Source organism: Pseudoduganella sp. LjRoot289 (genome assembly GCF_964252925.1).
Classification (GTDB): domain Bacteria; phylum Pseudomonadota; class Gammaproteobacteria; order Burkholderiales; family Burkholderiaceae_D; genus Rugamonas.
Window position 1 is genome coordinate 903,369 of record NZ_CAXUPN020000001.1, and the last position, 23,657, is coordinate 927,025.

A 23,657-nucleotide genomic window follows, 5' to 3' on the forward strand; every position below is an offset into this window, starting at 1 on the left:
TGGTTTTTTAAGGTGTTTCAATGCATGCTCTTTCGCGCCGCCTCGGAGGCAATGCGCTGGGCCAGCAACAGTACCGGCTTGTCTATCATCTTGCCGTCCACCGCCACGGCCGCGCCGCGCGCGCCCTCGGCTGCCGCCAGCACGCGCCGCGCCCATGCCACTTCGTCGGCCGAAGGGAGGAAGGCGCGGTTGACCGCATCGAGCTGGCCGGGATGTACGCACAGCTTGCCGCCGAAGCCGAGGCGGTGCGCATAGCGGGCGTCGTCCTCGGTGGGGCCGTCTTCGCCGATGTCGAGCGTGACGCCGTCCACCGGCGCGTGCAGCCCCGCCAGGCGCGAAGCCAGCACGATCTGCGAGCGGAAGAACAGCAGCTCGTCGCGGTCGCCGTGGATGCCCATGTCGAGCTGGAAGTCGAGCGCACCGAACAGCAGGCGCTGCACGCGCGGCGCGGCGGTGATCTGGCTCAGGTTGGCGAAGCCCAGCGCGGTTTCGATCAGCGGGAACAGCGGCGCACTGGACGAGGCGCTGGCCACGTCGGCCACGCGCTCCGCCTTCGGCAGCACGATGCCGGCGATGCCGGGCCGGTGGCACAGGATCAGGTCGTCCCCGAAACAGCCGGAGTGAACGCAGTTGACGCGCACCAGCACCGGCACGTGCGGTGCGCGGCCTTCGGCGCTATCGAGCCAGTTGGCCAGCGCGTCGCGGGCGGCGCCCTTGTCGGCCGGGGCCACGGCGTCTTCCAGGTCGATGATCACCGCGTCCGCGCCCGAGGCGCAGGCCTTGGCGTAGCGCTCCGGCCGGTCGCCCGGCACGAACAGGAAGGAATGGGCCAGGGCCAGCCTGGCGTCGGGTGGGGCAGCATGTGCGGCAGTGCTCATAAGAGATCTCCCAAGGTGGTGGTGCGGCTGATAGACCAGATCTTGTCGGCCAGGGCGGCCATTTCGGCCGGCGTCGCGGCCCCGCTGAAGGCGGCCAGGCGGGCGGCTTTTTCTTCCAGTTCGGTGCGGCTCAGGGTGTTGCCGGGGTCTCCTTTCGGTTCGTCGACACGTCCTTGCAGGGCGCGGCCGTCGGTGGTGGTCACCGTGACCTTGCCTATCCAGCGCGCCGGATAGGCCTGGTCCACTTCCGGGTCCAGCGCCATATGTACTTTGCCACGGAATTCGGCAATCTGCGGCGCGTTGAAGCTGTCCTTGAATTCGGTCAAACCCGCGTTGCCGAAATGGGCGATCAGACCCAGCACCGTACCCATGGAGAACTTTGCCTGGTGGACAGTTTGTGGCTCGGCCACCGCGCCCAGCACGTCGATGGCACCCTGGTGCACATGGCAGTCGACGCTGGCGATCCGGTCCGGCGTCAGCTGATATTGCCGCATCGCTTGCAGCAAAGCGTCGGCGGCGGGGTGGGTGTGGCGGCAGCTGGCGTGGAACTTGAACGAGGTCTCGGCCAGCGTCCAGCGCGTGCCCAGGCCGCCGGTCAGCCTGGCCGGGTCGGCCTCGCGCGTCATGCCGGCGGCCATGCCTTGCGCGCCTTCGAGGATGCGGCGGGCGCCGGTGAAGCCGTTGAGGGCGAGGTAGGCCGACATCAGGCCGTCGCTGGCCGCTTTGGCGGTGTGCAGCTGCTTGGAGTCGGCGCCGTCGCGCAGGAACTCCCACAGTCCGGCCGCCTGCGTGCCGGCCGAGCCGAAGGCGTGCAGCATTTGTTCTGCAGTGAGCTGGAGCAGGCGGCCGGCGGCGGCCGCCGCCGCGATGGTGCCGGCGGTGCCGGTGGTGTGGAAGATCTTGTAATGCGGGCGGCCCAGGAATTCGCCGACGCGGATGCCCACTTCGTAGCCTGCCACGGCGGCCGTCAGCAATTCCTTGCCGGAGCTGCCGAGCGACTGCGCCACGGCCAGCGCAGCGGGGAAGACCACGGCGGCGGGGTGGAACACGGAGCCGTTGTGGACGTCGTCCTGTTCGGCGTAATGGGAAGCGGCGGCGTTGACCATGGCGGCGAACATGGGCGTGGTGTGCGAGCGGGAGATCAGGATTTCGCACGGGCCGCCGTTCACCTTGCCACCGCCCATATTGTCGGCGTAGCGCGCAATGGTTTCAACCGGGCGCGCGCCCTTGCCGGCCAGGCTGGAACCGGCCCAGTCCAGCAGCAGGTCCTCGGCGCGGCGCAGCACGGCGTCGGGGATGTCATCGTATTGCAGCGTGGCGGCGAAGGTGGCCAGGGCCAGGCTGGGGTGGTTCGTTGCGTTCATTCGTACGGTCTCCGAATTCGTTACCTTGTCGTCCTCGCGGAACCGGGGGACCCATGCACCGCGTCCTGCCCGGCGCTCTATGGATCACCGCCTGCGCGACGGTCCGCCGATGCGGGATGACGCGGTGAGCGCATAGTCAAATCGCATGCTCGGCGCGCAAGGCGGCGATGGCCTCGGCGCCGTAGCCCAGCTGCGCCAGGATCGCTTCGGTGTGCTGTCCCAGCGCCGGCACGCCGTCCATGCGCGCCTGGTAGGTGTTCGGCACGCCGGGCGGCAGCAGCGCAGGCATCGGCCCCGCCGGCGTGGCCACCTCCACCCAGCGCTCGCGCGCCTTCAACTGCGCGTGCTGCCACAAATCGTGCATGTCGTTCAGGTGCGCGTTGGCGATCTGCGCGCCGTCCAGCCGCGCGATCACCTGTTCGGCCGTCAGCGCCGAGAACACGTCCACGATCAGCTGCCGCAGCTCCTGCCTGGCCGCCGTGCGCGCCGCGTTCGACGAGAAGCGCGGGTCGCGCGCCAGCTCCGGCTGCAGCAGCACCTTGGTGCAGAACAGCTCCCACTCGCGTTCATTCTGCAAGCCCAGCATCACGGTCTTGCCGTCGCCGGCGGGGAAGGGGCCGTACGGATAGATGGTGGCGTGCGCGGCGCCCGCGCGCGGCGGCGGCGCGGCGCCGTCCATCGCGTAGTACAGCGGATAGCTCATCCATTCGGCCATGCTCTCCAGCATGGACACGTCGATATTGCAACCCTGTCCCGTCTTGCCGCGCTGGATCAGCGCCGCCAGGATGTTGCTGTACGCGTACATGCCCGCAGCGATGTCGGCGATCGAGCAGCCCGCCTTGGCCGGTTCGTCCGCCGAGCCGGTGATGGACAGGAAGCCGGACTCGCTCTGGATCAGCAGGTCGTAGGCCTTCTTGTCGCGGTAAGGCCCGTCCGCGCCGTAGCCGGAAATGTCGCACACGATCAGGCGCGGGTACTTGTCCTTGAGCGCGGCGTAGGACAGGCCGAGGCGCGCCGCCGCGCCGGGCGCCAGGTTCTGCACCAGCACGTCGGCATCGGCCAGCAGCTGGTCGAGGATGGGGAAAGCTTCCTCGTGCTTCACGTCCAGGGTCAGGCTTTCCTTGGAGCGGTTGGTCCAGACGAAGTGCGAAGCCAGGCCGCGCGCGCGGGCGTCGTAGGCGCGGGCGAAGTCGCCCACGCCGGGCCGCTCCACCTTGATCACGCGCGCGCCAAGGTCGGCCAATTGGCGCGTACAGAACGGCGCTGCGATCGCGTGTTCCAGCGTTATGACGGTGATGCCATCGAGCGGACGCATGGGAGGCTCCTCAGAACGAGCGTGGCATGCCGAGCACATGCTCTGCCACGAAAGACAGGATCAAATTGGTCGAGATCGGCGCCACCTGGTACAAGCGGGTCTCGCGGAATTTGCGCTCCACGTCGTACTCGTGCGCGAAGCCGAAGCCGCCGTGGAACTGCAGGCAGGCATTGGCCGCCTCCCACGACGCGTCGGCCGCCAGCATCTTGGCCATATTGGCTTGCGTGCCGCAGGGCTGGTGCGCGTCGAACAGTTCGCAGGCCTTGTAGCGCATCAGGTTGGCCGCCTCCAGGTTGACGTAGGCTTTGGCGATCGGGAACTGCACGCCCTGGTTCTGGCCGATGGGGCGGCCGAACACCACGCGCTCGTTGACGTATTTGGTCACCTTGTCGATGAACCAGTAGCCGTCGCCGATGCACTCGGCGGCGATCAGCGTGCGCTCCGCGTTCAAGCCGTCGAGTATGTATTTGAAGCCCTTGCCCTCCTCGCCGATCAGGTTCTCGGCCGGGATCTCCAGGTTCTCGAAGAACAGCTCGTTGGTCTCGTGGTTCACCATGTTCAGGATGGGCACCACCGACATGCCCCCGGCCATGGCGTCCTTGATGTCGACCAGGAAGATGGACATGCCCTCGGACTTCTTGGTCACCTCGGCCAGCGGCGTGGTGCGCGCCAGCAGTATCATCAGGTCCGAATGCTGCACGCGCGAGATCCACACTTTCTGGCCGTTGACCACGTAGCGGTCGCCCTTTTTGACGGCGCTGGTCTTGATCCTGGTGGTGTCGGTGCCGGTGGTCGGCTCGGTGACGGCCATCGATTGCAGCCGCAGTTCGCCGCTGGCGATCCTGGGCAGGTAGAACTCCTTCTGCCGCTGCGAGCCGTGGCGCAGCAGGGTGCCCATGTTGTACATCTGGCCGTGGCAGGCGCCGGAATTGCCGCCCGAACGGTTGATCTCCTCCATGATGACGGACGCCTCGGTCAGCCCCAGGCCGGAGCCGCCGTATTCCTGCGGGATCAGCGCGGCCAGCCAGCCCGCCTTGGTCAGCGCGTCGACGAAGGCCTCCGGGTAGCCGCGCTGCTGGTCGATGTCGCGGAAGTAGGATGCCGGGAATTCGGCGCACAGTGCGCGGATGGCGTCGCGGATGTCCTGATGGTCTTGCAGCGGGGTGTGCATGGGTTTTCCTCGGGTTCTTATGCCAGTTTGGCTTCGGCCTGCATGGCCAGTTCGCCACGGTGGTTCGCTGCCCACAGCGTGGCGCTGCCGTCGTCGTTGCGGCGGCCGCACACCGTGAACGGCGCCGTGTCGAACAGCGGCGAGACGGCGCGGAAGTTGAACTCGGCCACGCGCGCCTCGGGCAGCTGGGCGCGCAGCAGCTCCATCAGCATGGTCGCGATCAGCGGGCCGTGCACGATGAGGCCGGGATAGCCTTCCACTTCAGTCACGTAGCTGCGGTCATAGTGGATGCGGTGGCCGTTGAAGGTCAGCGCGGAGTAACGGAACAGCAGCACCGGGTCCGGCACGATCTTGCGCGACCACTGCGCTTCGCCCGGCGGCATCCTCGGCGCCGGGCCGGCGCTGCCGGGCGCCGGCATGTCGCGGTAGACGATGTCATGCTCCTCGGTAATGGCGAGCTGGCCTGCGTGGTGGATCTCGTGGCGCACGGTGACAAAGGTGAGCTGGCCGGCGGCGCCGTTCTTGCGCGAGACGTCGAGGATGGTGGAGCTGCGGCTGATGGCGGCGCCGACAGGCACCGTGCCGGGGAAGGTCAGGCGGCCGCCGGCCCACATGCGGCGCGGCTGCGGCACCGGCGGCAGGAAACCGCCGCGGCGGGCGTGGCCGTCCGGGCCCAGGCCGGACTGCGGCGCCACGCTCCAGAAATTGATCCAGTGCCACAACGGCGGCAAGGGTGCGCCGTGCTGTGGCGCGCTCGGATAGTCTAGGGTGGCAGCCAGCGCGGCTACCGCTTCCGGCCGCACCACGTCGTGCAGGGTTTCACTCTTGCCGGTCCACTGCTGAAGCAGGGTAATGTCGTCGGTGTCGGGATTCATGGTCGGCTCGTCGGGAATGAGGTGATGAGCAAGTGTAGGGGGCGCGTCGGCGAGCCACAATTCACCATTTTGGAAGGGGGGCTACGCCTGCGCTTGAGGCCAGCCGCCCGCCGCACGAGACCACAGGAGAACGCCATGAGCCGCATCGTCAGTGCCTTCATCCGGGCGCACATCACGCCCGAGCCGGACATCCCGCCGCCGGAACCGGAAAAAGATCCGCCGCCGGACAATACGCCCATCCCCGAAGTGCCGCCCATCGAGGAGCCGGTGCCGCGCCAGCCGCCGATCAAGGCGGACTGACGCGCAACGTCAGTCCGGCGCCGCGCCGCCGCCCGGTTTGCGTGGGATCTGCTTGATTTCCTTGTCTATTTCGTGCTCGGCCGGCGTCTTGCGGCCGCCGCCGATATCCGGCTCGTCGAGCATATGGCCGTCGCTGTTTTCGCCCTGGTTCGGTTCAGGCTGGGGCTGGGTCGCCTGGGTCTTGATAGTCCGGTTCATGCGCGCCTCCGAAGGTTGAATGCCCAAAAAGCGTAGCAGGGAGGAGGGGGCCATGGCGCGCCGTAGCCGCGTGGACAATATTGGTTTGAATGAAAGGCCGTTGCTCGATAGCTACAAATTTTCGCGATTGTGCCAGCCGTCACAAAGCCGTCACCGATCTATTCCTATAATGAATCATCGTCATTCGGTTTATTGATCTCGGAGGCCATCATGGGCAATTCCTTACACAATAAAATTTATCTGGGCCGCCGCCACGCCGCCTTGAATGCCCTGGGCACCAAGCGGGCACAGGCTTTCCTGCTGTGCACCCTGGTCGCGGGGGCCGCCGTGGCGTGGTTTGCCGTTCAGGCGCTGGCTTAAAAACCCGCCGCCCGGCTGCCGCTGGCGCTGCTACGCGCGTTGCTACGCTCGTGCGCATTGCCTTGCCCTGACGCTACAGGGCGCGTACCATGAGGGCCGCAAGACTCTTTTGGAATTTAGGCAATGAAAAACGAAAAACTATCCGCTGACGAATACGACGCTCTGAAAGAGGTCTCACGCGGCCTCAAACTGGGCGAGCGCATCAGCGCATGCATCGGCCGCAACACCAAGCGGCTGTCCGGACTGAAGCTGTTCAACGTCGCCCGCAACGGTCACATCACGCTGACCGACAAGGGCCAGCAGGCGCTGTTCCTGCGCCGCTGCATCCTGGGTCTGCGCGCGGTCGCGGCCGGCGGCGACGTCAAGCTCGACAACGATGTTGCCACCTTCCTCGGCAAGAAGGCGCATATCGTGGCGCGCGAAGGCGGCTACGACATCACCGACAAAGGCCGCGAGTCGCTGGCCGACATCGAATCCCAAGGCAACTAACTTTAGAAGGTCCACGATGGATAGCGCAATGCACTGGTCTGCCCACGAGCTGACGATGACGGTACTGATGACGCCCGACATGGCCAATTTTTCCGGCAATGTGCATGGCGGCACCATCCTGAAGTACCTGGACAGCGTAGCCTACGCCTGCGCCAGCCGCTATTCGGGCAGTTATGTGGTGACGCTGTCGGTGGACCAGGTGATGTTTCTGCAGCCCATACACGTGGGCGAGCTGGTGACGTTCCTGGCGTCGATCAATTACACCGGCAACACGTCGATGGAAGTAGGGATACGGGTGGTGACGGAGAACATCCAGCAGCGCCTGGTGCGGCACGCGAACAGCTGCTACTTCACGATGGTGGCGGTGGACAAGGACCGCAAGCCGGTGGTCGTGCCGGCGCTGGTGCCGGAAACGGACGAGCAAAAAGCGCGGTTCGAGCAAGCCAAGCTGCGCAAGGCAGCGCGGCAGCAAGTGGCGCGCAAGTAGCCGCAATGCTCCTTCCGGCAAACGGAAAGCCCTGCTGAGCGACCCCGGCCGCGCGCAATGCGCGGGGACGATGGCGGCTAGTTGCGGCGCCGCTGCGGGTACACGAGGGTGCGCAGCGCGACCGAGTGCGGCACCTTCATCGCCGACAGGAACTCGGCGGCCTGGCGCAAGCCCACGGCCGGCACGGCGGCGATAGCCTGGTCAACCACTTCGCGGGTCTTGTTGTCGGCGCGCGGGTGCAGCGGGCGGCCGGCCGATTGATTCATCGTCTGATCCATGCGTATTCCCCTTGGAACTTGTCGTTTCGTCATTTTAAGATTCTACCGCCAAAACCTGGGGTCAGGCCTGCATTCGTGCATTTTGAGGCTGTGAGACTGGGGTCAGGCCTGCAATCGTGCAATTTTGCGCGCAAACCTGGCCTCAGGCGGGCTGCACCAGGTTGATCAGGTTGCCGCAAGTGTCTTCGAACAGCACGCCGGTGATGGGCCCCATGTCGCTGGGCTCGCCGCGGAACACCACGCCGGCTTCCTTCAGGCGGACGAATTCGCCTGCGATGTCGTCCGTGATGAAGGCGGTGGCGGGGATGCCGGCGTCGTAGAGGGCCTTCTGGTAGGCGTGCGCGGGCGGGAAGCCGATCGGTTCAAGCACCAGTTCGACGCCTTTGGCGCCTTCGGGAGAAAACACGGTCAGCCAACGGAAATTGCCCATCGGGATGTCGGTCTTGACGGCGAAGCCCAGCACCTCGGTATAGAAGGCGCGTGCCTTCTCCTGGTCGTCCACCATGACGCCGGCTAATCCGATTCTCATCCCTGTCCCCTGCAGTTGATTGCGTGAATCAACTTTATCAGAAGACACAGCCCAGTGCTTATACTTCGATGAAGCGCATCTTGAAGTTGCGGCCCTTGAAGCTGCCGAAGTCCGCGCCTTCGCGGCTGCCCTTGCTCAGCTTGTCGAACGCCTCGTAGGCCACGCGGCGGTCGATCGCCACATAGGTCATGAATTCGAACACGTTGATCTTGCCCACCTGCTCCTTGGACAAGCCGGCGTCGCCGGTCAGCGCGCCCAGCACGTCGCCCGGACGCAGCTTTTCCTTCTTCCCGGCCAGGATGCACAGCGTCATGAACGGCGCCGGGTCGCCCTGCGCGTACTCGTCGTTCGGCAGCTCCTTCAGCGAGTGCCATTCGACCGGCTTGCCCTGGTATTCCTCGATCAGCTTGACCCACTTTTTCTCGTTCGGCGCGCACAGCGACAGCGCCAGGCCTTGCTCTTCGACGCGGCCGGTGCGGCCGATGCGGTGGATGTGCACCTCGGTGTCCTTCGACACGTCGACGTTGATCACCGCTTCCAGGTTGGCGATGTCGAGGCCGCGCGCGGCAACGTCGGTGGCCACCAGCACGGTGGCGCTGCGGTTGGAGAACAGCACCAGGATCTCGTCGCGCTCGCGCTGTTCCAGTTCGCCGTACAGGGCCAACGCCGTGAAGCCTTCAGCGCGCAGCGATTCCACCAGCTCGCGGCAATGCACCTTGGTGTTGCAGAAGGCAATGGCCGACGCCGGCTGGTAATGCTTGAGCAGCTTGCCGACGGCGGCGTCGCGGTCGTCGAAGCCCACTTCGTAGAAGCGCTGTTCGATCTTGCTGTTGTCGTGCTGCGCCTGCACGGTCACTTCGACCGGGTCGGCCAGGAAGGCTTCGGTGGCGACACGGATGTCGTCCGGGTAGGTGGCCGAGAACAGCAGCGTCTGGCGGCGTTTCGGGCAGGCCGACACGATGCCGGCGATCTCGTCGTAGAAGCCCATGTCGGTCATGCGGTCGGCTTCGTCGAGCACCAGCGTGTTGACGGTGCCCAGTTCCAGCGTCTTGCGGCTCAGGTGGTCGCGGATGCGGCCGGGCGTGCCGACCACGATGTGGGCGCCATGCTCGAGCGAGGCGATCTGCGGGCGCATCGGCGAACCGCCGGTCAGCACCAGGATCTTGACGTTGCCCACGCCGCGCGCCAGGCGGCGCAGCTCGTTGGCGACCTGGTCGGCCAGCTCGCGCGTCGGGCACAGCACCAGGCCCTGGGTGGCGAACCAGACCGGGTTGATCTTGCTTAGCATGCCGATGCCGAAGGCGGCCGTCTTGCCGCTGCCGGTCTTGGCCTGGGCGATCAGGTCGCGCCCTTCCAGCACCGCCGGCAGGCTCTGCGCCTGGATGCCGGTCATTTGCGTGTAGCCGAGGATGTCGAGGTTGGCCAGGAAGGCAGGCGTCAGCGGCAGGCTGTGGAAGGAATCAGAATTCATGGTGGCGGACCCGGTAAAAAAGTAGGGGAGTGCGCACAGTCTAGCAGGTGCGCACACGGTGTCCGCTCACGGCGGACTTGCAAATTGGTGAGGCCGTCCCAACACGGCCGCGGCCAGGCCTGGCGAGAAGACAGTGCGCCTGCACGGCTAGGAGCCACAACAACGCTGCGGCCTTGTTGAGGCGGCCTCAGTCGTGGCGCCAGACAGGCAATCCCGTTACGTCCAGGCCCTCTTCGCGCTGCCAGACCGGCAGGCCGCTGTTGTCGGTCGCCTCCAGCAGTTCGAGCTGTTCCTGTTTCAAGACGGCACGACGCACGCGCGGCGGAGGCGGGCGCTTGGGCTCCGGCTCCAGCGGCGCGGCCGGCATGAAGCCGGGCAGGTCGAATGTCGCGTTGTCTTTTTTGTCTCTCATTTCAAAAACAAAAGCCCGGCTGCATCAGTCGGGCTCAGATATATTTAAAGCGGCACGCAGTGTATCACAAAGCCCTGCCGCCGTGGCGGGTATAGTGGCTTAGCGGAAACTCAGCGTTGCGGTCAGGTCGCCCGGCGGCATCGCCCCGCGCGCGGCGAAGGCATCGTTGCGCAGCTTCAGGCCGTCCAGCAGCGGCAGGCCGTGCAAGCGGGTGATGAAACGCAGGATGGAGGTGGTGTCGTAGAAGCTGTGGTCGACCGCGCCTTTCCTGGCGTATGGCGACACCACCATGGCCGGCACGCGCGAGCCCGGGCCCCAGCGGTCTCCCTTCGGCGGCGCCACGTGGTCCCACCAGCCGCCGTTCTCGTCGAAGGTGATGACCACGACCATGTCTTTCCACTGCGGCGATTTCTGCAGGTGGGCGATGACGTTGGTGATGTGCTGGTCGCCCGACTCGATGTCCGAGTAGCCCGCGTGCAGGTTCAGATTGCCCTGCGGCTTGTAGAAGGTCACCGCCGGCAGCTTGCCGGCCACAACGTCGGCCAGGAAGCGGTTCGACATCGGACTGTCGCCCAGGCCGCCGTCGCGCAGGTGCTCGGCGCGCATGGCGGTGCCGGGCGCGAACTGCTTGAAGTAGTTGAAAGGCTGGTGGTGGAACTGGAAATTCGGTTTCGGGCCGCCGCCGTTGGCGTCCAGCGCGGCCTGCCATGCGCCGCCATACCAGGCCCAGCTCACATTTTTGGCCGACAGCAGGTCGCCGATGGTGGTGTAGCTCTGCGGCGGCAACGTAGCGGCGTCGTCCGGGTCGGCCAGCTGCTTGTCGCCGCCCGGGGCCGGATGCACCCAGCTCGGCTGGTAAGGCGGGGCCATGGTGTTGACCGCATAGCCGTCCGGCGTGATGGCGCCGTCGTTCACATACTTCGGCTTGCCATCCATGGCGGAGGCCGGGCTGTCCGGCGCAACGGCCAGGCGGGTGCCGGCCGGGCCGTCGGCCAGCGCGCAGATCTTCTTCTTGGCGGCGGTGTCGGCCGCGTTGAAGTATTCCGGCGTGCGGCCGGAGATCAGGAATTGGTGGTTCAGGTAGGAGCCGCCGAAGGCCGCCATGAAGAAGTTGTCGCACAGCGTGTACTGGCGCGCCAGCTGGTACAGGCCCAGGTTCCTGGCCGTCTCCGCGTAGTAGCCCATAGGCATGCCGCCGGTGTTGCCCCAGGCGACGAAGCCGTCGTTCTTGCCGCCGTTGATCTGCATCTGGTTCTGGTAGAACAGGTGCCACAGGTCGCGCGTGATGACCGATTCGGGCAGCAGCTTGCCGTCCGGCGTGCTCAGCTTGAAGGGCGCGTTCGGCAAATCCTTGATCTGTTCTTCCTTGATCTCGTAGGTCTTGCCGCCTATGGTCTGCGACTGCGGCACCATGCCGCCCCAGATTTTCGGCAACGCAGGCAGCACGGAGCCGTCGTAGTCCTTCTGGAGGTAGGCGGGCGACAGCGTGGCCGGCATCGGCGAGGCCAGGCCGGGGAAGTCGGCGAAGAGATTGTTGAAGCTGCGGTTTTCCAGGTAGATGACGACCACGTTTTTCACGTGCGTCTTCAGTTTCGCGTCCAGCGAGCCGGCGGCGAGCTTCTTGGCCGGCGCCGCGCTGGCGACGCCCGGCACCGTGGCGGCGAGGCCGGTCGCCGCGGCGGCCTGGAAGATGCGGCGGCGCGTGAGGTTGGCGGGAAGATCGTCCGGTGCGATCTGCTGGTCCTTATTCTTTTCCTTCACGCGCGGCTCCTGGATGAGTTGTTTGCAAGCTGCAAAGTTTATCACTGCGGCATGCGAAAAGTGCCGATTGTTTTGCCAGATGTCAAAGATCCGCTTTGTGCAGCGCAAAGGAAAAAGCCGCTGATTCCTTTGCAAGAATCAGCGGCTTTTTTGAATCTGGTTGCGGGGACAGGATTTGAACCTGTGACCTTCGGGTTATGAGCCCGACGAGCTGCCAGACTGCTCCACCCCGCGTCTGAGGCCCGAATTATATACAAGCCTGCCGTTATCCGCAAGGACCTTTTTAGGCCGCCACCAAACGCCACAGCGATGTCACTTCGGCGGCGCGCGCGGCGTGCAGCGGGTCGGTCGCGTCGGCGGCGCGGGCGTGGGTCGGGCGCACGTCGTGGCGGTCCGCCACCTTCAGGCCGGCGGCGGCGATCCACTCCATCAATTGCTCGCGCGGACGCAGGCCCAGGTGCTCGGCCAGGTCGGACAGGATCAGCCAGCCTTCGCCGCCGGGCGTCAAGTGGTCCTTCAGGCCGCCAAGGAAGCCGCGCAGCATGGCGCTGTCCGGGTCGTACACGGCATGCTCGATCGGCGAACTCGGGCGCGCAGGCACCCACGGCGGGTTGCACACCACCAGCGGCGCACGGCCTTCGGGGAATAAATTGGCCTTCACCAGCTCGACCTTGTCGCTCAAGTCCAGGCGCACCAGGTTTTCGCGCGCGCAGCTCAGCGCGCGCTGGTCCTGGTCGGTGGCCACCACGCGCGCAATGCCGCGCCGCGTCAGCACGGCCGACAGCACGCCGGTGCCGACGCCGATGTCGAAGGCCAGCTTGGCGTTCTTCGGCAGCGGCGCTTCGTTTACCAGCGCCACGTATTCGCCGCGCACCGGCGAGAACACGCCGTAGTGCGGGTGGATGCGGTCGTCCAGCGCCGGGATTTCGACGCCGTTGCGGCGCCATTCGTGCGCGCCGATCACGCCCAGCAGCTCGCGCAGCGACATCGCGAACGCTTCTTCGCCGCGGCCGTAGGCTTCGTTGCAGGCCAGCTTCACGTCCGGTGCGCGGCGCAGCGGTATGGTGTAGTCGGCTTCGAACGGGATCAGCAGCATGGCCAGCGTGCGGCCGCGCTGCGATTGCGCCTGGCGGTGCAAGTGGAACGCTTCGGTGACGGTGGCCGGCACTTTCGGCGCCTTGTTCTTTTTGGCTTTGGCGCTGCCGCTGCCCTTGTGGTCGGCGCGGCGGGCCAGCGCCTGCAGCAGCTGGCGCGCATTCTGGAAGTCGCCCTTCCAGATCAGGGCCGTGCCTTCGCAGGCCAGGCGGTAGGCCGTATCGGCATTGGTGGTGTCGTCGATGAGCATGACGCGTTTGGGCGGCGGCATGCCGCTCTCGGAGCGCCAGCGGGCCGAGCGGTCCTCGCCGTTTTCGGTCCAGTGGATGGTTTGTGCTTCGGGAGTGGCTGCGGTCATAGAATCTTCAATCTGTAGTAAACGGCAGAACCGCCGCGTGAGGGCGGCGGTTCTGGATAAGAGTGCATATTATACGCGGGCCGGCCAGGCGGCCCCGCGTTGCGCGCCCGGGTGCCTGCCTGATTAAGCGGCGGCGCCGTCGGTCTGCGGCTCGGTGCTGATGTCCGGCGCCGGCTTCACGGGCGCGGCAGGCACGGCCGGGGTGGCTGGCTCGGCAGGGCCGCCAACGACCGGCTTGGCAGGGATGGCCGGCGTCGCGCCGTCCTGCGTGCCGTAGGCGTGGGCCACGGCCTTGGCCTTGTCGCCCTGCAGGCCGTAGGTGTCCAGCGCTTCGGTGCTGTTGACCAGGTTGAGCAGGCGCAGCGACAGCGTGCCCAGCTTCTGTTTGGCGCCGTCCTGCTGCGCGCCTTGCTGCTTGTCTTCCTGCACGATGTCGGACTTGAGCGGCTTGTCGAACAGGCGGAACAGATCCTGCAGGCTGCCCGGGAACTTGATGTCCGGGAACTCGACCGCAGGCAGCGGATCGGCCGCCGAACGCGCCGCTTTGGCGGCCTGGGCCGCTTCGGAGTTGCCGGGGCCGCCGCTGGTGGTCTGGCTGGCGGCCGCTTCCAGCGCGTAGTCGTACTGGACTTCCACTTCGAAATCGAACTTGCGGCCGTCGGCGGTGGTGATGGTGCCGGTGCCAAGGAAATGCGAGCTTTCCGTCAGGCTGAAGGCGGCCGCGTTGGTCGTGCCGCCGGCGCTTTCGCTGTGCTGCACGCCGGCGGCAAAGCTGGACGAGGTGTCCAGGCTGACGGCGTCGAAGGAAATCGTCGCGCCCTTGGCCGAATCGCCGAACAGTTGCTGCGCGAAGCTGCCGAGCAGGTTCTGCGCCAGGTCCACTGTGGAGTTGCCCAGCGATTCGACCCGCTGCTGCAGGTCGATGCCGTTCTTGGACAAGGACACTAAATCGTTCTGCGCCTTCTCCACCAGGGAGGAATTGCCAGTGCGCAAGTTCTTGCTGTCCGTTTGCTGATTGGCGACGGGCAGGCTGGCGGGCTGGAACTGGCGTGGGCTCAGGGGGGAGATAGTGGACATCGCGGCACCTATTGACGGGTTTCCTGATATATCGGCAGAAACGCCGGATTCTTTAGCGCCCGTCCGGCGGTTCGATCAATGGTGATGGGACCAGCTGCCGTCTTCCGAGGCCAGATAGGAGGCCACGGCGTCCTTCTGGCCGGTGGCGTGGCGCTTCACTTCGCCGCACCCGCATATGCCCTGGTAGGGCTGGATGTGGGAGCAGGCCGATACTTTTTGCAGGAAAACTTGTACCGATTTATTGCATTTTACGCATTTGAAGGTCAGCGTTCGGGGGGCTTTCAACATGGTCTGGCTCGCGGGAAAAGAGGGGATTTTAGCATTGCCGGGGAAGCGGCGCGGGCCGGGGCAGCAAGGCTGCGGGCAGGCCAGGGCTCAGGCATAGGTGTCGATGGCAGGTCTGGCGGCCTCGGCAGGCGTGTAAGCCTGCTCCAGTTCGGCGCGCGCCTGCTGTTCCAGCTGCTGGGCGCGCGCGGCCACGGCGCGGTCCTGGCCGGACGGCTCGGCCGGGGCCAGGGCGGCGGCCTGGATGGTGCGGGCGCGGCTGATGGTTTCCTGCGGCGTGGCGCCGGGCGAGGTGTCGATGCTGACTTCGCCGCCGACAGCGTAACTGACGCCGTTGGGGCCGCGCTGATAGGTGTAGCTGGGGCCGGAGTTGGCCAGGCCGCCCGCCACCGACAAGTGTGCCAGTTCATGCTGCCGCACTTCGGTGTCGCGCGCCTTCAGTTTGGCGATCTGGGCCAGTTGTTCGGGCGTGAGCTGGACCTTGGCCTGCACGCTGGACGGCGCGGCCGCGCTGGCTGCCGGTGAAACCGGTGAAATGGCGCTGATGCTCATGACCATTCCATATTAGCAAAATACGTAACAAAGTGTTGTATTCGGCGCCGCGCGGTCAACTGAAAATCCCGGCCGGCGTTGAACAGGTATCCGATCGTTGCTCAAAGAGGCCAGCTGTGGATCAGAAGAAACAACCTAGCAAGGAAGCCGTCCGCCAGTGGTTGCAGAAAAAACTGGTGGAGCGCCGTCCCCCGCCCGACCCGGCGCAAATACGCCGCGAGCTGGGCTGGGACATGGTGAAAGTCGAGCGCGGCGAGGTGCCGGTGCGCTAGCGCCGCTTTAAGCCTGCACCGACACCACGCTCCTGCCGCCGGCCGAGGGCTGCACGACGATGCGGGTCGAGATCCGTTCCGTCATTTCCTGCACGTGGGAGATGACGCCCACTTTGCGGCCCATGGCCTGCAAGCCGTCCAGCGCGTCCATGGCGACGCGCAGCGTTTCGGCGTCCAGGCTGCCGAAGCCTTCGTCGATGAACAGCGATTCGACCCGCACCCGGTTGGAAGACAGCGACGCCAATCCCAGCGCCAGTGCCAGCGAGACCAGGAAGGACTCGCCGCCGGAGAGCGAGTGCACCGAGCGCGTTTCGCCGCCCATGTCCTGGTCGCGCACCAGCAGGCCGAGCGAAGGACCGCTGAGGTGGCCGATGCGTTCCAGCTGGTAGCGCCGCGCAAGGTGGCTCAGGTGGGCGTTGGCATAGCCCAGCAGCACGTCCAGCGTGAATTGCTGGGCGTAGTTGCGGAACTTTTTGCCGTCGGCCGAGCCGATCAGCTCATTCATGCGCGCCCAGCGCTGTTCCACCGATTCCTGCAGTTCGATCTCGGCCAGCATGGCGTGCGCGCGCTGGCGCTTGTCGTTGTCCTGCGCGATGCCGAGGCGGTGCGCGGCGGCGACGTCGTGCGCTTGCTTGCGCTCGGCAGACAAGGCGTCCAGCGCCTGCGACAGCGTGTCCATCGTGCGTTCGCTGCCGGCCGGGGCGCTGGCGCGGTGCTGCTCGCGCTGGAGCTGGCGCTCTTTCAGTACTGTGCCTGCTGTAGCTGCGGCGCGCTCCAGCGCCTGCAAGGCTTCGCGCTCGGCGCGGATGGCTTCGGCGGGGCAAGAGAGCAGGGCTAGCAGCTCATCGAGTGTGAGGGCAGCCTGCGGCTGGTTGAAGTTCTCCAGCCAGGTGCCCAGGCGCTGCGCGGCGGTGTCGGCGGCGGCTTGCAGCGCGGCCAGGCGGCTGGCGGTTTGGACGATGGCTTCGTCGGCGCGCGCGCGCTGCTGGGCTGCCTGCTGGCTGGCCTGCTGCTGCGCGGCGTGGCGCGTGCGGGCGGCTGCGATGGCGGTTTGCAGTTGGGCTTCGATGTCGCGCACTTCCTTGCCGCCCCACAGCGCGAGGCGCTGCTCCTGCATGGTCTGCAGGGCGGCGTCGGCGCTGGCAAAGGCGTGGCGGGCGGCGGCGGCGTCATGCTCGGTTCTGGCCTGGGCGGTGGCCAGGGCGTGCAGTTCGGCGTCCAGCGCGGCGAAGGCGGTGGCGCGTTCGTCGAGCTGGGTGCGCTGCGTTTGCCATTGCTTCGCTTCGGCCCTGCGCGCTTCGTGGAAGCGTGCCGGCCCCGATTTCCATTCGTCCTTCCAGCCTTCGTTCGGCAGTTCGCTGTGGCTGAATGCGGCGTCCAGTTCGTCGAGCAGGGAGCCCAGTTGCAGCGCCACTTCGATGCGCTTGTCTTCCAGCGACTGGTATTCGGCGTTCGACTGCGCCAGCGCCGATTGCGCCGCGGCGGCCGTGGCGTGCAGGCGCGCGTGTTCGGCCGCTGCGGCGTCGCACGCCTGCTGCGCCGCTTCGCGGGCGGCGCCGGCGCGGCGCAAGGATTGCTCCTGCTGGTCGATCGCCTGCAGACCGCTGCGCACTTCGATCAACTCCGCGGCGAACCACGCGGCACGGCGATCGCGCCGCGTGGCGGAGGCGGCACGGTCAACGTCGGCATCGTCCAAGTCGGCATGGGTGCCGGCGTGCGCGGTGCGCGGCATATCCGGCACGGCGTTCGCGGCTTCGGCGGCGAGCGGGTGGGTGCGCCAGGCGTCGGTGGCGCGCCCAAGGGGGCCGTCCAGCGCGTGCTGTTCGCTAGCCAGCACCGCCAGCCGGTCGATGCTGTTTTGCGCGGTGGTGCGCTGGAAGGTTTGCTGCTCGATGTTCTGTTGCAGCTGCCCGCGGCAGCGTGCGACCTCGGCTTGTAGGCTGGCGTGCATGGCCGACAGCGCGCCGTCGTCGTGGCGGTAGGGGTGTTCCTCGGCGCCGCACACGGGACAGGGGGTATGGTCCTGCAGCGTGGCGCGCAGCTTTTCGACGCTTTCGGCGCATGCCGCTTCGGCCAGCTTCAGGGAACGCTCGGCCTGGCCGAAGGTCGCCATCAGGACGGCGTATTGCTGCTGCGCGGCAGCCAGGTGCTGCTCGGCAGCCTCCCTGGTGTGCTGGTGACGCGCGGCCTCGCCGTCGAGCTGCGATTTGCGCTGCTGGCGCATGTCCAGTTCGCTCCACGCCTTCTCGCCGCTGGCCAGCAGATCGCGCCGCTGTTCGAGCGCACGGCGCTGGGCGTGCAACGCGTCCGCGTCCACAACAGCCAGCGCGGCGATGGCTTCCTGGCGCTGGGCTTCCAGCGCTTGCAGGCGCTCGGCTGCGCCAGCCAGGCTGGCCGTGGCGCGGGCTTCATCGTCGCGGTGGCGCGCGGCGTGGCGCTGCACCGCCGCCAGCGCCGTGCTGTGTTTTTCGGCTTGCGACGCGGCCTGGCCCGCCTGCGCGAACAGCACATCCCATTTCTGCCACGACTCGGCCAGCGCCTGCCATGGCTGATGCCGCGCCAGCCACGCCGTGCCATGCTCCTGAGCGGACGTGAGCTGACGGTGCTCGCTCTGCTTGTCCTGCAAGGCGGTTTTGGCCAGCGTGTCGGCGCGGCTGGCGTGTTCCAGCGCGGCGCTGGCTTGCCGGTGGGCGGGCAGCATCGCTTCGATGCGGGCGTCCAGCGCCTTGGCCTGGTCCAGATGCGGTCCCGCGTCGCGCTGCGCGGCCTCGGCGTCGGCCACGGCGGCTTCCGATTGCAGCAGCGTCGCCGCCGCCTGGGCTTGCGCTTGTTGCGCCTGTTCCGCTTCCTGCGTGCGGGCCGCCAGCGCGGTCTGCATGGCGGCGATATCGCTGTCGGTCCGGTTGACGTCGGCGGCCAGCGGGCGGGCGGGCTGTACCGCGTCCAGCTGTTCCAGCGCGGCGCGGCGCGGCGCGGCCGCTTCGGCATCCGCAAGGCGTTCGCGCAAGGCTTGCTGCGCATCCAGCTCGCTCTGCTCCAGCCTTTGCGCTTGCTGGTGCCAGCGCAGTTCCTGTTCCAGCACGGCCTTTTGCGCATCCAGCGCGGCCACCACCGCTTCGGCTTCGACGCTGTGCGTCTCCAGGGCCGCGCGTTCCTCCCCGCTCAGCGGCTTCTGGTCCGCCAGGCGGCCGGTCAGCCGCTGCAGGGCGGCCTGCTCCTGCTTGGCACGCTCGAAGGCGCGCATCGAGATCTCGCTGTAGACGGCGCTGCCGGTCAGCGTTTCCAGCAGTTCGCCGCGCTCGTTGTCGTCCGCCTTCAGGAAGGTGGCGAATTCGTTTTGCGCCAGCAGCACGGCGCGCGTGAACTGTTCGAACGAGAGGCCGATGCGCTTTTCGATTTCGATTTTCACTTCGGTCTTGGTGCCGCCCACCGGCAGCAGGGCGGGCAACTGCTGCAGGCCCATGGCGGTCGGCTGCAAAGCGCCTTCGACCCTGTTGCGCGAGCGGCGCACGCTCCAGCGCGCGCGGTAGCGCAGATTGTCGCTGCCGACGAAATCGACTTCGGCGTAGCCTTCGGCCATGCCGCGGCGCAGCAGGTTGCGGGTGTCCTGCGTGGTGACCGTTTCGGCGCCCACGTCCGGCAACATGCTGCGGCCCAGGGCCTTGAGCAAGCGCGGCGTGGCGTCGTACAACGCCAGGCAGAGCGCGTCGAGCAGGGTGCTCTTGCCGGCCCCCGTGGGGCCGCTGATGGCGAACAGGCCGGTGGAGGCCAGCGGCTCCTGTTCGAAGTCCACACTGAATTCCCCGGCCAGCGAGGCCAGGTTTTTACCGCCGATTCTCAGGATACGCATACTTGTTCTTTCAGGCTCCGGGCAGCATCAGCTCGGCAAAGGCGCTCAGCTGGTCGGCCGGCGCTTCGTCGCCGAAGCGCTGCCGGTACAGGCGCTTGAAGATGTCGTCCGGCTGCAGCTTGTCGAGCTGGTCGAGCGTCAGGGTCACGTCGTCGAGCGCGGGCGCGCGGACCGGCGTGGAGGTTTCGATCTTGGCCAGCCGCACCGCCTTGCCTTCCAGCGCGGCTTCCACGCGGGCGCGCATGCCGGGCTGCGGGGCATCCAGCAGCACGCGCACTTCGAGGAAGGGATGGGCGTCGGGATGCTGGTCCGCTTCAAGCTCCAGCGCGGCCAGCGCTTCCAGAACCTGCTCCAGCGGGGCCGGCTTGGCAGGTATGCGCATCAGCTCGACGGCGCGCGGCACGGGAATGGCGGCGATCCCGGTCGCCGCGCCGTCCGCGATGTCGATGCGCAGGATCTGGTGGCGGTAGCCCACTTCGGCAAACGAGAGCGGGATCGGGCTGCCGCAGTAGCGGATGCGCTCCTGCTTGCCGACCGCCTGCGCCAGGTGCAAATGGCCCAGCGCGGCATAGGCGATGGACGGGTCGAAGATCCCTGCCGGCAGCATCTCGGTGCCGCCGATGACGATGCGGCGCTCGGAATCGTTCGACATCTGGCCGTCCACCATATGGCAGTGGCCCATGGCGACGATGGCCTGGCCGGGCTGGCGCCGGGCCTGGGCCACGTCGAACGCCTGCTGGTAGAGCAGGGCGATGCCGGCCAGGTAGGGGTCGGGAGCCCCGGCGGCCGGGAGCGGGGCCAGGGCCGGAGCGGGTATCGGAGCCGTGGCCGTGGCCGGGCCGGGCGCCTTCCCGTCTCCGTCCAGGCCCGGCTCGACGTCGGCTGCCGGCGACGCGGCGGCCGGCCGCGGCACGTCGCCGGGACGCAGGAAGGGCACGGCCAGGCACCAGGCCTCCACCGCGCCGCTCTTGCCGGTCAGCGGCAGCACCAGGCGTTCCACGTCGATCCGGCCGTCGGCGCCGCGCGGCACATTGCCGACCACTTGCGTGCCGTGTGCTTCGAGCAGCGGGCCGGGAGCTTCCAGCCGGCCCGGCGAGTCGTGGTTGCCGGCCACAATGACCAGATTGAGCTGCGGCGCGCGCACCCTGGCCTGCTGCAGGAAGCGGTACAGCTGGCGCTGGGAGGCGGACGAGGGGTTGGCGTTGTCGAACACGTCGCCGGCGATCAGCAGCGCGTCGGCCTGCTCGCTGACGATGGTGTCGAGCAGCCAGTCGAGGAAGCACTGGTGCTCGTAGGTGCGTTCGAAATTGTGGAGCGACTGGCCCAGATGCCAGTCGGAGGTGTGCAGCAGACGCATGGATTGCCCGGGGTTGGGTAAAGGTAAGGCCGGAAAAGCGCTCAATATAGCCTAAGTCGGCCGCTTCGGAGTTGACGCATGTTGAATTCGGCTCCCGGCGGGCCGGGCCAGCTCATGCGGCGTCGGGCGCCGGCTGCAGGTCGGGCTGCAGGGCCGGCTGCGGCAAGCCTGCCCGGTAGGTGTCGCGGCCGGCCTGCTTGGCCTGGTACAGCAGCATGTCGGCCCGGTTCAGCAGTTCGGCCGGGGTCATCGGCTCGTCGCGGTACCAGGTCAGGCCGATGCTGGTCGATACCGATACGGTGGCCCCATCCAGTTCGAACGGCGCCCGCATGGCGGCGACGATTTTCGCCGCCAGCGTTTCGGCGTCCTCGGTTTTGCCCAGGCGTTCGATGATGATGGTGAATTCGTCGCCGCCCAGGCGGGCCACGGTGTCGCTGGCGCGCACGGCGTGCGTCAGGCGCGCCGAGAACACCTTCAGCAACTGGTCGCCCACGCTGTGGCCATAGGTGTCGTTGACCGGCTTGAAGCGGTCGATGTCCATATACATCACCGCCATCATCAGGCCTTCCTGGCTGCAGGCGGCCATGGTGTCGTTCAGCTTTTGCAGGAAGCCGGCGCGGTTGGTCAGGCCCGTGAGCGCGTCGATCTGCGACAGCTTGAGCAGCCGCTGCTTCTCGCGCTTCTGCGCCGTGATGTCCTGGCGCATCACGTGGAAACCGACCACGCTGTAGCCGTCGGCGTCGAACTGCGGGATATAGATCACCTCGAAAGTGCGCACCAGGCCATGGTTTTCGTCGTCCTCCTCGAAGCTGAGCGTCTCGCCGGCCAGCGTGCGCTGGATGTAGGGCTGCAGGAAGCGGTAGCGCTGCTCGCCGACCGTGTCGAGGATGGTCTTGCCCAGTACTTCCATGCCGGTCTTGCTGAATTCGCGCTCGTAGGCCAGGTTGTTGAAACGGTAGACTTCCTCCTCGTCGATATAAGCGATCATGGCCGGCAGCGTGTCGGCGATGGTGCGCAGGCGCGCTTCGCTTTCGCGCAACGCCATTTCGGACTTGCGCATCAGCGTGATGTCGTCCAGCGTGCCGACAAAGCCCTCGATCTTGCCGTCGATGATGATGGGCGCCACCTTCATCGAGGTCCACACGACGTTGCCGTCCGGGTGCACGCAGCGCAGCGTGTCCTGGAACGGTTTGAGCGTCTTGCGCAGGTGGGCCAGCGCGCTGCGCAGCACGTCGCGGTCGGTCGGATGCACGGCGGCCATCCACAGGTCGCCCATGGCCTGGTCGCGCGTCAGGCCTGTGATGGCCTCGAAGGTGCGGTTCACATAGGTGCAGTGGCCGTTGGCGTCTGCCCGGATCAGGCCGAGCGGCGAGGCGTCGTTGACGGCGGCCAGCTCCGCCTGCTTCTTGCGCATTTCCAGCTCGTCGCGCTTGCGCGAGGTGATGTTGCGGGTGGTGACGGTGACGCCGTCGTCGATCGCCACGATCTGGTGGCGCAGCCAGCGGGGCTCGCCAGGCAGGTTGCGCGTCTCGAATTCCTCCTCCAGGGGCTGGCCCGTTTCGAGCACCATGCGGTATTTGTCGATGAAACCTTCGGTGCGCCAGTTCGGCACCAGCTCGCCGATGCGGTGCCCCAGCAGCGTGTCGCGCGGCAGGTCGAGCATGCGCGCGCCGCGGTCGTTGACGTCCACCAGCGTGAAGTCGACCACTTCGCCGCGCGCATGCGTGCGGCATGCCTTCAGCAGGAATACCGCGTCCAGGCTGGCGTCGGCCGCCGCGCGCAGCTTCTGTTGCGCCTCGGTGGCCGCATGCATGCTGCCGCGCAGGCGCAGGCTTTGCTGCATCAGCAGCGCGGCGAAGCCGAACACCAGCAGCGAGGCCAGCGCCACCACGCTGAAGTACAGGCGGCGCTGGCTCTCGAAACGCACCATGGCCGATTCGACCGTGTTGCCCACCACCGCAGTCAGGTAGTAGCGCGGCATGTCGCGGTAGCTGTAGATGCGGTCGACGCCGTCCAGCGGCCGCTTGAGCACCAGTTCGTCCGAGCTGCCGGTCACGTCGGTGGTGATGGTGGTGAAGTCCAGCGCGTCGGTGATGATCAGGCGCTCCTCGATGCGGCCGACGGCCAGGCCGCTGTCGCGGCTCACCAGCATCACCAGCCCGTTCGGCTCCACGTGCAGCCTGTCGTAGTCTTCCACGAAATAGGCCGGGTCCACCATCAGCATGACCACGCCGGAGAAGGCGCCCGCGTGGTCGTTCAGGCGGCGCGCGATCTGGATCTGCCACTTTTTGGTGACCGGGTTCACCATCGGGTTGGAGGTGAGCGCGGCGTCGTCTTGCGCCAGCGCCAGCATCGTGAAGACATTGTCGCCGTGGATGTCCTGCGGGAACAGGCCGTGCAGGCTTTCGAGCAGCGTGCCGTCGGCGCGGTACAGGGCGATCGGCAACTCCAGGCGCGAAGGCATCAGCGAATCGAGCAGGCCGCCCTTGCGGGTGAATTCGGGCAGGCGCAGGGCGCCATGGGTCTCTTCGAACTTGAGCTTGAACAGCTGGGTGGCGTGCTCGGTCTGGCGCAACAGGTGGCTGGTGTGTTCGGCCAGGGTGCGCGCCAGCGTCTGGCTGTGCAGCACAGCCTCGTGGCGCGCGCCCTGGTACTCCTGGTTGACCTGGAAGATGACGGCGCCCCACATGGACAACAGCAGCACCAGCGCAAACGAGGGCAGCAGTATCACCCGATACAGTTTGCGCAGGATGCGTTGGACTGGGTTATCTGTTGGTATCAATTGGGCGCCTGGGGCTGTGGGCAACGCAGTCTCCGTCGAGGGTATTTTGCACGTAAATCGGCCGCTTGGGGGAAGGGCAGGCGGCAAAATATTCCCCTGCGCCGGCAAAAGTGATAAATAGGTAACTGGCCTGCAAGGAAG

The 23,657-nt window shown here is 66.9% G+C and carries 23 protein-coding genes and 1 tRNA gene; 5 read left to right on the forward strand and 19 right to left on the reverse strand.

The genetic code is table 11. From position 1 onward, the window contains the following. Positions 1-17: 17 nt before the first annotated feature. The 5 genes from ACSQ8Y_RS04035 to ACSQ8Y_RS04055 form a co-directional block, all read right to left on the reverse strand. The gene (locus ACSQ8Y_RS04035; RefSeq protein WP_436265172.1) at positions 18-878 is read right to left on the reverse strand and encodes an HpcH/HpaI aldolase/citrate lyase family protein; all 861 of its coding nucleotides are present in this window, start codon (positions 876-878) and stop codon (positions 18-20) included. After that, positions 875-2,242, reverse strand: coding sequence for an MmgE/PrpD family protein (locus ACSQ8Y_RS04040; protein WP_436265173.1), 1,368 nt, complete (start codon positions 2,240-2,242; stop codon positions 875-877). Before ACSQ8Y_RS04040 ends, ACSQ8Y_RS04035 begins: the two co-directional genes overlap by 4 nt. Positions 2,243-2,378: 136 nt before the next feature. Then, complete coding sequence (locus ACSQ8Y_RS04045) at positions 2,379-3,557, reverse strand: CaiB/BaiF CoA transferase family protein (protein ID WP_436265174.1); 1,179 nt, start codon at positions 3,555-3,557, stop codon at positions 2,379-2,381. Positions 3,558-3,567: 10 nt separating this feature from the next. After that, positions 3,568-4,728 carry an acyl-CoA dehydrogenase family protein gene (locus ACSQ8Y_RS04050; protein ID WP_436265175.1) on the reverse strand — a complete coding sequence of 387 codons (1,161 nt, stop codon included), beginning with the start codon at positions 4,726-4,728 and terminating at the stop codon, positions 3,568-3,570. Positions 4,729-4,745: 17 nt separating this feature from the next. After that, on the reverse strand, positions 4,746-5,603 hold the full coding sequence (locus ACSQ8Y_RS04055) for an FAS1-like dehydratase domain-containing protein (RefSeq protein ID WP_436265176.1): 858 nt from the start codon (positions 5,601-5,603) through the stop codon (positions 4,746-4,748). 135 nt (positions 5,604-5,738) lie between these two features. Here ACSQ8Y_RS04055 and ACSQ8Y_RS04060 point away from each other — a divergent pair, with 135 nt between their 5' ends. Further along, positions 5,739-5,903: a hypothetical protein gene (locus ACSQ8Y_RS04060; protein ID WP_436265177.1), complete on the forward strand. Its 165-nt coding sequence runs from the start codon at positions 5,739-5,741 to the stop codon at positions 5,901-5,903. A gap of 9 nt (positions 5,904-5,912) precedes the next feature. Here the strand turns inward: ACSQ8Y_RS04060 and ACSQ8Y_RS04065 are convergent, their stop codons facing one another. Next, on the reverse strand, positions 5,913-6,101 hold the full coding sequence (locus ACSQ8Y_RS04065) for a hypothetical protein (protein ID WP_436265178.1): 189 nt from the start codon (positions 6,099-6,101) through the stop codon (positions 5,913-5,915). A gap of 210 nt (positions 6,102-6,311) precedes the next feature. Here ACSQ8Y_RS04065 and ACSQ8Y_RS04070 point away from each other — a divergent pair, with 210 nt between their 5' ends. The 3 genes from ACSQ8Y_RS04070 to ACSQ8Y_RS04080 all read left to right on the forward strand — a co-directional run bounded on the left by ACSQ8Y_RS04070 (position 6,312) and on the right by ACSQ8Y_RS04080 (position 7,437). Continuing rightward, positions 6,312-6,461 (forward strand): hypothetical protein, encoded by a 150-nt coding sequence (locus tag ACSQ8Y_RS04070; RefSeq protein ID WP_436265179.1) that lies wholly within the window; start codon positions 6,312-6,314, stop codon positions 6,459-6,461. A gap of 123 nt (positions 6,462-6,584) precedes the next feature. After that, positions 6,585-6,950 (forward strand): hypothetical protein, encoded by a 366-nt coding sequence (locus ACSQ8Y_RS04075; RefSeq protein WP_436265180.1) that lies wholly within the window; start codon positions 6,585-6,587, stop codon positions 6,948-6,950. 28 nt (positions 6,951-6,978) lie between these two features. Further along, positions 6,979-7,437 (forward strand): acyl-CoA thioesterase, encoded by a 459-nt coding sequence (locus ACSQ8Y_RS04080; RefSeq protein WP_436265181.1) that lies wholly within the window; start codon positions 6,979-6,981, stop codon positions 7,435-7,437. A gap of 77 nt (positions 7,438-7,514) precedes the next feature. On the opposite strand, the gene ACSQ8Y_RS04085 is transcribed toward ACSQ8Y_RS04080, so the two are convergent. The 10 genes from ACSQ8Y_RS04085 to ACSQ8Y_RS04130 all read right to left on the reverse strand — a co-directional run bounded on the left by ACSQ8Y_RS04085 (position 7,515) and on the right by ACSQ8Y_RS04130 (position 15,255). After that, positions 7,515-7,715: a hypothetical protein gene (locus ACSQ8Y_RS04085; RefSeq protein ID WP_436265182.1), complete on the reverse strand. Its 201-nt coding sequence runs from the start codon at positions 7,713-7,715 to the stop codon at positions 7,515-7,517. Between the two features lie 142 nt (positions 7,716-7,857). Then, positions 7,858-8,244, reverse strand: coding sequence for a VOC family protein (locus ACSQ8Y_RS04090; RefSeq protein ID WP_436265183.1), 387 nt, complete (start codon positions 8,242-8,244; stop codon positions 7,858-7,860). 58 nt (positions 8,245-8,302) lie between these two features. Continuing rightward, the gene (gene dbpA, locus ACSQ8Y_RS04095; protein WP_436265184.1) at positions 8,303-9,715 is read right to left on the reverse strand and encodes an ATP-dependent RNA helicase DbpA; all 1,413 of its coding nucleotides are present in this window, start codon (positions 9,713-9,715) and stop codon (positions 8,303-8,305) included. Positions 9,716-9,902: 187 nt separating this feature from the next. Next, positions 9,903-10,127, reverse strand: coding sequence for a hypothetical protein (locus ACSQ8Y_RS04100; RefSeq protein ID WP_436265185.1), 225 nt, complete (start codon positions 10,125-10,127; stop codon positions 9,903-9,905). A gap of 99 nt (positions 10,128-10,226) precedes the next feature. After that, positions 10,227-11,888, reverse strand: a complete 1,662-nt coding sequence (locus ACSQ8Y_RS04105) for an acid phosphatase (protein WP_436265186.1) — start codon at positions 11,886-11,888, stop codon at positions 10,227-10,229. 157 nt (positions 11,889-12,045) lie between these two features. Next, positions 12,046-12,122: transfer RNA gene (locus ACSQ8Y_RS04110), tRNA-Met, on the reverse strand. Positions 12,123-12,171: 49 nt separating this feature from the next. After that, positions 12,172-13,341: a methyltransferase gene (locus ACSQ8Y_RS04115; RefSeq protein ID WP_436265187.1), complete on the reverse strand. Its 1,170-nt coding sequence runs from the start codon at positions 13,339-13,341 to the stop codon at positions 12,172-12,174. Positions 13,342-13,464: 123 nt separating this feature from the next. Beyond that, positions 13,465-14,418 carry a hypothetical protein gene (locus ACSQ8Y_RS04120; RefSeq protein ID WP_436265188.1) on the reverse strand — a complete coding sequence of 318 codons (954 nt, stop codon included), beginning with the start codon at positions 14,416-14,418 and terminating at the stop codon, positions 13,465-13,467. Between the two features lie 75 nt (positions 14,419-14,493). Beyond that, a complete protein-coding gene (locus tag ACSQ8Y_RS04125; RefSeq protein WP_436265189.1) occupies positions 14,494-14,706 on the reverse strand; it encodes a hypothetical protein in 213 nt (70 codons plus the stop codon). 87 nt (positions 14,707-14,793) lie between these two features. After that, positions 14,794-15,255: a putative metalloprotease CJM1_0395 family protein gene (locus ACSQ8Y_RS04130; protein ID WP_436265190.1), complete on the reverse strand. Its 462-nt coding sequence runs from the start codon at positions 15,253-15,255 to the stop codon at positions 14,794-14,796. A gap of 116 nt (positions 15,256-15,371) precedes the next feature. On the opposite strand from ACSQ8Y_RS04130, the gene ACSQ8Y_RS04135 reads away from it, so the two are divergent. Further along, positions 15,372-15,527: a hypothetical protein gene (locus ACSQ8Y_RS04135; protein WP_436265191.1), complete on the forward strand. Its 156-nt coding sequence runs from the start codon at positions 15,372-15,374 to the stop codon at positions 15,525-15,527. 7 nt (positions 15,528-15,534) lie between these two features. Here the strand turns inward: ACSQ8Y_RS04135 and ACSQ8Y_RS04140 are convergent, their stop codons facing one another. From ACSQ8Y_RS04140 to ACSQ8Y_RS04150, 3 genes are all read right to left on the reverse strand, one after another. Continuing rightward, on the reverse strand, positions 15,535-19,377 hold the full coding sequence (locus ACSQ8Y_RS04140; protein ID WP_436265192.1) for an AAA family ATPase: 3,843 nt from the start codon (positions 19,375-19,377) through the stop codon (positions 15,535-15,537). A gap of 10 nt (positions 19,378-19,387) precedes the next feature. Beyond that, positions 19,388-20,734: an exonuclease SbcCD subunit D C-terminal domain-containing protein gene (locus ACSQ8Y_RS04145; protein ID WP_436265193.1), complete on the reverse strand. Its 1,347-nt coding sequence runs from the start codon at positions 20,732-20,734 to the stop codon at positions 19,388-19,390. Between the two features lie 112 nt (positions 20,735-20,846). Then, entirely contained in the window at positions 20,847-23,516 is a 2,670-nt protein-coding gene (locus ACSQ8Y_RS04150; protein ID WP_436265194.1) for a diguanylate cyclase domain-containing protein, read from the reverse strand. Between the last annotated feature and the right edge of the window lie 141 nt (positions 23,517-23,657).

Coding starts and splice junctions, on each gene's coding strand:
- ACSQ8Y_RS04035 (WP_436265172.1), bottom strand. CDS start 878: ATGAGCACTGCCGCACATGCTGCCCCACCCGACGCCAGGCTGGCCCTG.
- ACSQ8Y_RS04040 (WP_436265173.1), bottom strand. CDS start 2,242: ATGAACGCAACGAACCACCCCAGCCTGGCCCTGGCCACCTTCGCCGCC.
- ACSQ8Y_RS04045 (WP_436265174.1), bottom strand. CDS start 3,557: ATGCGTCCGCTCGATGGCATCACCGTCATAACGCTGGAACACGCGATC.
- ACSQ8Y_RS04050 (WP_436265175.1), bottom strand. CDS start 4,728: ATGCACACCCCGCTGCAAGACCATCAGGACATCCGCGACGCCATCCGC.
- ACSQ8Y_RS04055 (WP_436265176.1), bottom strand. CDS start 5,603: ATGAATCCCGACACCGACGACATTACCCTGCTTCAGCAGTGGACCGGC.
- ACSQ8Y_RS04060 (WP_436265177.1), top strand. CDS start 5,739: ATGAGCCGCATCGTCAGTGCCTTCATCCGGGCGCACATCACGCCCGAG.
- ACSQ8Y_RS04065 (WP_436265178.1), bottom strand. CDS start 6,101: ATGAACCGGACTATCAAGACCCAGGCGACCCAGCCCCAGCCTGAACCG.
- ACSQ8Y_RS04070 (WP_436265179.1), top strand. CDS start 6,312: ATGGGCAATTCCTTACACAATAAAATTTATCTGGGCCGCCGCCACGCC.
- ACSQ8Y_RS04075 (WP_436265180.1), top strand. CDS start 6,585: ATGAAAAACGAAAAACTATCCGCTGACGAATACGACGCTCTGAAAGAG.
- ACSQ8Y_RS04080 (WP_436265181.1), top strand. CDS start 6,979: ATGCACTGGTCTGCCCACGAGCTGACGATGACGGTACTGATGACGCCC.
- ACSQ8Y_RS04085 (WP_436265182.1), bottom strand. CDS start 7,715: ATGGATCAGACGATGAATCAATCGGCCGGCCGCCCGCTGCACCCGCGC.
- ACSQ8Y_RS04090 (WP_436265183.1), bottom strand. CDS start 8,244: ATGAGAATCGGATTAGCCGGCGTCATGGTGGACGACCAGGAGAAGGCA.
- dbpA (WP_436265184.1), bottom strand. CDS start 9,715: ATGAATTCTGATTCCTTCCACAGCCTGCCGCTGACGCCTGCCTTCCTG.
- ACSQ8Y_RS04100 (WP_436265185.1), bottom strand. CDS start 10,127: ATGAGAGACAAAAAAGACAACGCGACATTCGACCTGCCCGGCTTCATG.
- ACSQ8Y_RS04115 (WP_436265187.1), bottom strand. CDS start 13,341: ATGACCGCAGCCACTCCCGAAGCACAAACCATCCACTGGACCGAAAAC.
- ACSQ8Y_RS04120 (WP_436265188.1), bottom strand. CDS start 14,418: ATGTCCACTATCTCCCCCCTGAGCCCACGCCAGTTCCAGCCCGCCAGC.
- ACSQ8Y_RS04125 (WP_436265189.1), bottom strand. CDS start 14,706: ATGTTGAAAGCCCCCCGAACGCTGACCTTCAAATGCGTAAAATGCAAT.
- ACSQ8Y_RS04130 (WP_436265190.1), bottom strand. CDS start 15,255: ATGAGCATCAGCGCCATTTCACCGGTTTCACCGGCAGCCAGCGCGGCC.
- ACSQ8Y_RS04140 (WP_436265192.1), bottom strand. CDS start 19,377: ATGCGTATCCTGAGAATCGGCGGTAAAAACCTGGCCTCGCTGGCCGGG.
- ACSQ8Y_RS04145 (WP_436265193.1), bottom strand. CDS start 20,734: ATGCGTCTGCTGCACACCTCCGACTGGCATCTGGGCCAGTCGCTCCAC.